Below are 6,618 nucleotides of genomic sequence, written 5' to 3'. Positions count from 1 at the left end.
CCCAAGGCTTCCTCCTAAAAGAAAGCCTTGAATCACGTTCCGTCTGATTTGAGAATCCCAAGAGTCCACACAGCCTAGTCTAGGTTAGAAGAGACGGCGCCGGCCGACGTCAATCGTGGCGCTATCGGCCGGCGCTCATCTTGTCCGTGAAAAGCTTCAATGGCATTCTAGGGGGCAGACGCAACCAACGGATTCTGCATGTCAAAACTGGGCGCCAAATCGCTTCCACATTTGAGCGTTCGCATCGATCTCGATAGCGACGAGCGGATCGGGCCCGGCAAGATCCAGTTGCTTGAGCATATCCGCGATTGCGGGTCGATTTCGGCCGCCGGCCGCGCCATGGAGATGTCCTATAAGCGGGCGTGGGACCTGGTCGACGAGATCAACCGGATCTGCCGGCATCCGGCAGTCGAGCGGCAGACCGGCGGCAAGAATGGCGGCGGCGCAATGTTGACGCCGTTCGGCCTCTCCCTGGTCGCGCGCTATCGCAAGATCGAGCGCGATGCAGCGAGCGCGGTGCGCAAGGAACTGGCGGCCTTGCAGACCGATATCGCCCGCAAGGCGTGATGCCGCCGTCAGTTCGTGCGCCGCGTCACGCCTTGCTGCGGTTCGGCTGCGATCGCCTCTCCCAAGGAGTTCTGCTGCTCGCGCAGAACCGAGAAGCAGACGCTGAACCCATCCACCGTCCGCAGCGTCACCATGCGCACGCTCGGATCGCTCGATTGCTCGACCATCCAGGAATCCAGCGGATAAGCGTAGCGGAGGCTGCCGTCGCCGTAGCGGCGCTGCAGCGCCTTGTCGAGCAATCCCGGCAGGGTCATCACCAGCGTGCCGACCTGGTTGAGCGAAAGCCGCAGGGTCGCGGGATTACCGGCGGAATCGACGAAGCCAAGCGAAACGGCGCCATCAGCGGCGACTTCGCACGTCGTCAGGGCCTGGGTGTCGATCTGCATCATAGGCTCCGAACAAATATACGTTATATCCATAAGGATATATCGATGCGATCCCGGGCGTCCAGCCCGTCTTTCTTGACCCTGCCGCGCCGCGTCACGGGTATGGCCGGAAACCGCCGAGACGTGATATGGTGACGGATATAACGGAGCCCGGACCGGGGGCCCGTCGCAAATGGAGATGAGGCCCGCCATGTTCGACTCCCAATGCGATCTTGCTGCGCTCGTGTATGAGCAGCATCAGGATCCCGACGAGATCCTGCGCGATTTCGCCACCAGCCTGAACAGAGCCGGATATCGCGCGGTCGGGATTGTGCAGCTCGGCCACCACTGCCTCGATGCCGGCCTGTCCGCCATGCTGGTCCATACCGGCGAAGAGCTGCAGCTATTCCAGGACCTCGGCAGTTGCTCGGCCGGCTGCCGGCTTGACGTCGGCCAGTTGCTCGATGCGGGCGAGCGGATCGCGGCGGCGATCGATCGCGGCGCGGACGTGCTGATCGTTAACCGCTTCGGCCGGCAGGAATGCGAGGGCAAGGGCCTTTGCTATCTGGTCGAGCGTGCGCTCAGCGCGGACGTCCCGGTCGTGATCGCGGTGCCCAGCCACCGCTTTGCAGATTGGATCAAGTTCGCCGACGGCATGAGCGTCCGCCTCAGCTGCGACCGCGATACGCTCGATGCATGGTGGAACAACGTCTCGGCGCGATATCCGAGGCCGGCGGGCATCGAACAACAGACGGTTTGCGAAGTGTTGAAATGACGTGAGCGCTGGAAGGCTCTGGCCTACGGCTCTTACGAAAGATGCTGCACGAACAGGGTGGGGACGTTGCACGTGCCGTCGCGGAGGGTGAACACCCGCGTTCCCGGCTTGGCACCGGCCTTGACATCGGACACGTTGCGGCCGGCGCGCAGCAGCCGCTCGCGGGCGGCGTCGGCATCGTCGACCGACCAGGCGATGCCCCAGAGGCGGTCCGCCTTGCGCGCGTCGCCCTCGGCCGGACGGTGGACAACTTCGATCAGCATGTCGCCGCAGGCGAATTGCATCAATCGGCTTTTGCTCTTTGCGTCGGCGCGGTCGAAGATCAGCTCTAACCCGAGACGCGCGCCGTAGAGCGCTATCGCGCGCTCCGGCTCGTCGGTCGCAACCACCACCAGGTCCATCCTGCGAACCGTAGCCGGCGCTGTCGCTGTGGAGCGGGCCGCTTCGGATAGAAGCTTGCTGAAGCGGATCGGTACGCCATGTGATTGTTCGGCCGGCAAGCCGTTCCGCTTCCAGGAGAGCATCGTGTCGGTCGCAAGATCGCTCCAGGTGATGTCGGCGACATCGTCCGGCTGCAGCGAGATATGTTTCAATCGCCGATAACTCTTTTCGATGTCGTCGACCGCAAAGTCCAGACACCACAGGCCTTCGCCGCTCTCGGCAAGGACGGCGCGGGCGCGCGCACCGAACGCGCCTTCGCCGTTGGGTGCCGCGACCCGAAAGGTGGCGTTGTCCAAAACGAAGAACGCGCTTTCGACGCCATCAGTTCTGGCGCGAAACGCCGGCTCCCTCGCGAGCACCTCGCGATAAGCGGCGATGCCGGTGTCGAGATCGTGAACCAGGACGCTGGTGTGGTCGAGGGTCGTGATCATGAGGGGCGCTCCCTGAGAGGCCGGCTCCGCTGCACAATGCTTCGAGCTTCGGTCGCAGCAGCATATTGGACGGTCTCGAGAATTGACAGTTCATTTTTGGAACTGTATGACGAGGACTAGCCAGGGCATGGCTGCAGATCGCCTGCGCGTGGCAGGCGGAGAATAACGGATGCCCGCGAGGAGAGGCCGGTGGGAAATCCCTTGAAGGTTGAATTCCATTTCGATTTCGGCAGCCCGAACGCCTATCTGGCGGAACTCGTGATTCCTTCGATCGAACAGCGCACCGGCGTGAAGTTCGATTATGTGCCGGTCCTGCTCGGCGGAATTTTCAAGGCGACCGGCAACATGTCGCCGGCGGATTCACTGCGCGGCATCAAGAACAAGCCGGAATACATGGCGCTGGAGACCGAGCGCTTCATCCGCCGCCACAACATCACGACCTATCGATCGAACCCGTTCTTCCCGGTCATCACCCTGATGCTGATGCGTGGCGCGGTCGCTGCGCAATTCGAAGGCGTATTCGAGCCCTATATCCGTGCGGCCTTCCATCACATGTGGGAGGAGCCGAAGAAGATGGATGACGTCGAAGTGGTTCGCGCCGCGCTCAAATCTTCCGGCCTGGACGCCGACAGGCTGATCGCACGGGCGCATCAGGACGACGTCAAGAAGCGGCTGATCGACCTGACGGCAGACGCGGTCAACCGCGGCGCGTTCGGTTCGCCGACCTTCTTCGTCGGCAAGGAGATGTTCTTCGGCAAGGACCAGCTTCGCGACGTCGAGGAATCCATCGTCGAGCAGACAAGGCAGTTGGCCAAGAGCGCGTGAGCGCCTGGTCGCGGCGGCCGGAGATTGCCGAACAAATAAGGAGAACGTGATGCCGGGCCCTCTCAATGGCGTACGCGTATTGGATCTGACCGGCGTGGTGTCGGGGCCGTTCGCGACCATGTTCCTCGCCGACCAGGGCGCCGACGTTCTCAAGATCGAGCCTGTTGGTGGCGACATCACCCGCCGCAGCCGCGCCACCATAGACAAATCCGGCGAGTTCTCGGCGCTGTTCATTTCCTCCAACCGCGGCAAGCGCTCGCTCGCGATCGACGTCAAGAGCGAGGCCGGCCGCGAGGTGCTGGCCAAGCTCGTCGCGCAGGCCGACGTGCTGGTGCAGAATTTTCGGCCCGGCACCATGGAGCGGCTCGGCCTCGGCGCGGATGAGCTCCGCCAGCGCCATCCGCGCTTGATCTATGTCTCGATCAGCGGGGTCGGCGAGACCGGTCCCTATGTGAAGAAGCGGGTGTACGATCCGATCATCCAGGGATTGTCTGGATTCGCCGACATCCAGTCGCAGCCCATTACGAACCGTCCGCAGATGATCCGCACCATCGTCTGCGACAAGACCACGGCGGTGATGACGGCGCAGGCGGTGGCGGCCGCGCTCTATGCCCGCGAGAAGACAGGGCAGGGCGATCACATCCGGGTCGCGATGCTGGATGCGATGATCTCGTATCTGTGGCCGGAAGGCATGATGCAATACACGGTGGTCGGCGCCGAAGAGACCGCCGCCGATCCGAATGACCGGCCGGATCTCGTGTTCAAGACCAGCGACGGCTACATCACTGCCGGCACGATCTCGGATTCCGAATGGCAGGGCTTTTGCCGCGCCACCGGCGATCCCGAGCTCGCCAAGGATCCGCGCTTTGCGACGCCTTCCGCGCGATCGGTGAATGCGACGGCGCGCATCAACAAGATGGCCGAATATATCGCGCAGCACACCACGGCCGAATGGCTGGAGCGGCTCGACGCCGCCGATGTTCCCTGCGCGCCGATTCTGCGCCGCGCCGAGATCATCCATAACGAGCAGGTGGTGGCGCGCGACATCATCACCGAATTCGACCAGCCCAAGGTCGGGCGCGTGCGGCAGCCCAAGCCAGCGGCGCGTTTCGAAGTCAACGAGGTGTCGATTGGCGGACCGGCACCCCGCGTCGGCGAGCATTCGCGCGAAGTGTTGCGCGAGCTCGGCTATGACGACGCGGCGATCGATCGGATGGTGAGCGAAAAGGCCGTGCGGGTGGCGGTGTAGGTGCCGCGCAATCAATAAGCGACGAGTGGGACGCGCTCTCTCTCTCTCTCTCTCTCTCTCTCTCTCCCTCCCTCTCCCCGTTCTTCACGGGGAGAGGGCAGGGTGAGGGGCTGCCTCCGCGATCATATCTCTTACCGTATTCGTGGAGAGAGCCCCTCACTCCAACCCCATCCCCGTGAAGGACGGGGATAGGGAGAACTGCTGTCCCGCGCTTGGCTGCTCACGCCCTCGGCGCGGGCGGTGTGACCGGTGCAAGCGGCTTGTTTGCGGCCTGGCCGCGCTGATACGCGTCCCGCTGATGGATGCGCTCGAGATAGGGATGGGCGTGGTCGCAGATGCCGACGCCGTAGGCGATTGCCCAATCCAGGCAAGTGGTGAGCAGGATATCGGCGCTGGTGAAACGATCGCCCATCAGGAATTGGCGGCCGTCGGCGAGCGCGACCTCGACGTGGCGCGATTGCTGGCGGAAATACTCCGCCGCCTGCGCCACGACATCGGGCGCGACCCCATAGATGTGGCCCAGCGCATTGCCGCTGTGGCGGCGCATGACGTACAGGCTGGTCGCATCGAGCTCGGCAACGATGAAGAAGCACCATTCGAGCCAGGCGGCGTAATCGCGCTGGCTCTCCGGAATCAGCGCACGCTCGGGCGTCGAATAAGTTCGCGACAGATAGGCCACGATCGCTGCACTCTCGCCGATACAGAAATCGCCGTCCTGCAGCAGCGGAATCTTCTGCCGCGGATTGAGCGAAGTATATTCCGTCGTCTTGGTCTCGCCGGTGCGGGGACCGATCGGCCGCGTCTTATAGGAGAGGCCAAGCTCATGCATGGCCCAGTGCGGCCTGATCGTCCGGCTCGTGCCTACGCCCCAGAGGGTCAGCTCCGGCGCGGCCATCTCACCATTTCTCCACCGAGGGGCGCAGATCGAGTTCGTGGGTCCAGCCGTCCCGAGTCTGCTGATGCGCGAACCAATAGGCGTCCGCGATCGACGACGTCTTGGTCAGGCTGTCCTGTGGGATCGCGCTCGCCTCGATGCCGCGGGCCTTCATGCGCTCATGGATGGCCGGGCTGTCGACACCGGCATCGATGATGAGGTGCACGACATGGATGTTTTTCGGACCGAGTTCGCGCGCCATCGCCTGCGCGACCCCGCGTAGTGCGAATTTCGCCGATGAGAACGCGGCAAAGCCGGTGCCGCCGCGGATGCTCGCCGTCGCGCCGGTGAAAAAGATGGTGCCACGGCCGCGCGGCACCATATAGCGCGCCGCCTCGCGGCCGACCAGGAATCCGGCATAGCAGGCCAGCTCCCAGGCCTTGAAGAACAGCTTTTCGGTGGTCTCGAGCAACGGCTTGTTGACGTTCGAGCCGGCGTTGAAGAGGCAGATCTCGATCGGGCCGATCTCTTTCTCGACGCGGGCGAACAGATCCTGGACTTCCGCTTCCTGCCTTGCGTCAACGCTGAGCGCATGGACCTCGTGGCCGGCGGCCTTCAATTCGTCGACCAGCTCCTGCGATTTGGTGGCGTCGCGGCGACAGATGCAGACGGTGTAGCCGCCGTTTGCGAAACGCCGCGCGACAGCGGCCCCTATCGCGTCGCCCGCACCAACCAATATCGCGACCCCGCGGCGTTCCGTCATCCTGTTCTCCCATATAGTTCTTATTTGGTACCGAATTATTAGAAAGCGTCGCGTGCGATGTAAATGGAAATATTCGATATCGCACCAATATTTGAGTAGCTATTGTCGTGTCGCCTGTCCGCGAGCCACAGCTCGCAAAGAATTGCAATTGACGAGTTCTAAAAAAGAACGTTAGATATGGGGAGTGATGAAGTCGCCTCGCGAGCGGCTCGATATATGTCGGGAGGTCTGAGGTGACGAATTTGGCAGGGACACTTGGCATTGGCGAAGTCGCAGACTCCGCGTCGCACGCCATGGAACGCAGATCCGTCTACCTCGACGGAATTTG

At 62.9% G+C, this 6,618-nt stretch carries 8 protein-coding genes; 4 read left to right on the top strand and 4 right to left on the bottom strand.

All coding sequences use genetic code 11. The features are described 5' to 3' along the window. Nucleotides 1–198 precede the first annotated feature (198 nt). Entirely contained in the window at nucleotides 199–567 is a 369-nt protein-coding gene (locus tag AC5ZGW_RS10120) for a winged helix-turn-helix domain-containing protein (protein ID WP_028168618.1), read from the top strand. Between the two features lie 8 nt (nucleotides 568–575). Here the strand turns inward: AC5ZGW_RS10120 and AC5ZGW_RS10115 are convergent, their stop codons facing one another. Further along, entirely contained in the window at nucleotides 576–953 is a 378-nt protein-coding gene (locus AC5ZGW_RS10115) for a hypothetical protein (RefSeq protein ID WP_130231570.1), read from the bottom strand. A gap of 190 nt (nucleotides 954–1,143) precedes the next feature. Here AC5ZGW_RS10115 and AC5ZGW_RS10110 point away from each other — a divergent pair, with 190 nt between their 5' ends. Next, entirely contained in the window at nucleotides 1,144–1,707 is a 564-nt protein-coding gene (locus tag AC5ZGW_RS10110; RefSeq protein ID WP_130231572.1) for a DUF2478 domain-containing protein, read from the top strand. A 32-nt stretch (nucleotides 1,708–1,739) separates the two neighbouring features. On the opposite strand, the gene AC5ZGW_RS10105 is transcribed toward AC5ZGW_RS10110, so the two are convergent. Next, nucleotides 1,740–2,579, bottom strand: coding sequence for a VOC family protein (locus tag AC5ZGW_RS10105; RefSeq protein ID WP_028168615.1), 840 nt, complete (start codon nucleotides 2,577–2,579; stop codon nucleotides 1,740–1,742). A 201-nt stretch (nucleotides 2,580–2,780) separates the two neighbouring features. On the opposite strand from AC5ZGW_RS10105, the gene AC5ZGW_RS10100 reads away from it, so the two are divergent. Both AC5ZGW_RS10100 and AC5ZGW_RS10095 read left to right on the top strand, forming a co-directional pair. Continuing rightward, the gene (locus AC5ZGW_RS10100; RefSeq protein ID WP_496113908.1) at nucleotides 2,781–3,404 is read left to right on the top strand and encodes a 2-hydroxychromene-2-carboxylate isomerase; all 624 of its coding nucleotides are present in this window, start codon (nucleotides 2,781–2,783) and stop codon (nucleotides 3,402–3,404) included. Between the two features lie 49 nt (nucleotides 3,405–3,453). Continuing rightward, entirely contained in the window at nucleotides 3,454–4,653 is a 1,200-nt protein-coding gene (locus AC5ZGW_RS10095) for a CaiB/BaiF CoA transferase family protein (protein WP_130231576.1), read from the top strand. 220 nt (nucleotides 4,654–4,873) lie between these two features. Here the strand turns inward: AC5ZGW_RS10095 and AC5ZGW_RS10090 are convergent, their stop codons facing one another. After that, complete coding sequence (locus AC5ZGW_RS10090) at nucleotides 4,874–5,548, bottom strand: glutathione S-transferase family protein (RefSeq protein ID WP_028169051.1); 675 nt, start codon at nucleotides 5,546–5,548, stop codon at nucleotides 4,874–4,876. Between the two features lies 1 nt (nucleotide 5,549). After that, nucleotides 5,550–6,290 (bottom strand): SDR family NAD(P)-dependent oxidoreductase, encoded by a 741-nt coding sequence (locus tag AC5ZGW_RS10085; protein WP_130230019.1) that lies wholly within the window; start codon nucleotides 6,288–6,290, stop codon nucleotides 5,550–5,552. Nucleotides 6,291–6,618: the final 328 nt, after the last annotated feature.

It is taken from the genome of Bradyrhizobium sp. Crot121 (genome assembly GCF_059512385.1).
This window is presented reverse-complemented; position numbering and strand designations above follow the sequence as displayed.

What these genes read in the sequence shown, in the direction of transcription:
- AC5ZGW_RS10085 (WP_130230019.1), bottom strand. Translation starts at nt 6,290, where the DNA reads ATGACGGAACGCCGCGGGGTCGCGATATTGGTTGGTGCGGGCGACGCG.
- AC5ZGW_RS10090 (WP_028169051.1), bottom strand. Translation starts at nt 5,548, where the DNA reads ATGGCCGCGCCGGAGCTGACCCTCTGGGGCGTAGGCACGAGCCGGACG.
- AC5ZGW_RS10115 (WP_130231570.1), bottom strand. Translation starts at nt 953, where the DNA reads ATGCAGATCGACACCCAGGCCCTGACGACGTGCGAAGTCGCCGCTGAT.
- AC5ZGW_RS10120 (WP_028168618.1), top strand. Translation starts at nt 199, where the DNA reads ATGTCAAAACTGGGCGCCAAATCGCTTCCACATTTGAGCGTTCGCATC.
- AC5ZGW_RS10110 (WP_130231572.1), top strand. Translation starts at nt 1,144, where the DNA reads ATGTTCGACTCCCAATGCGATCTTGCTGCGCTCGTGTATGAGCAGCAT.
- AC5ZGW_RS10105 (WP_028168615.1), bottom strand. Translation starts at nt 2,579, where the DNA reads ATGATCACGACCCTCGACCACACCAGCGTCCTGGTTCACGATCTCGAC.
- AC5ZGW_RS10095 (WP_130231576.1), top strand. Translation starts at nt 3,454, where the DNA reads ATGCCGGGCCCTCTCAATGGCGTACGCGTATTGGATCTGACCGGCGTG.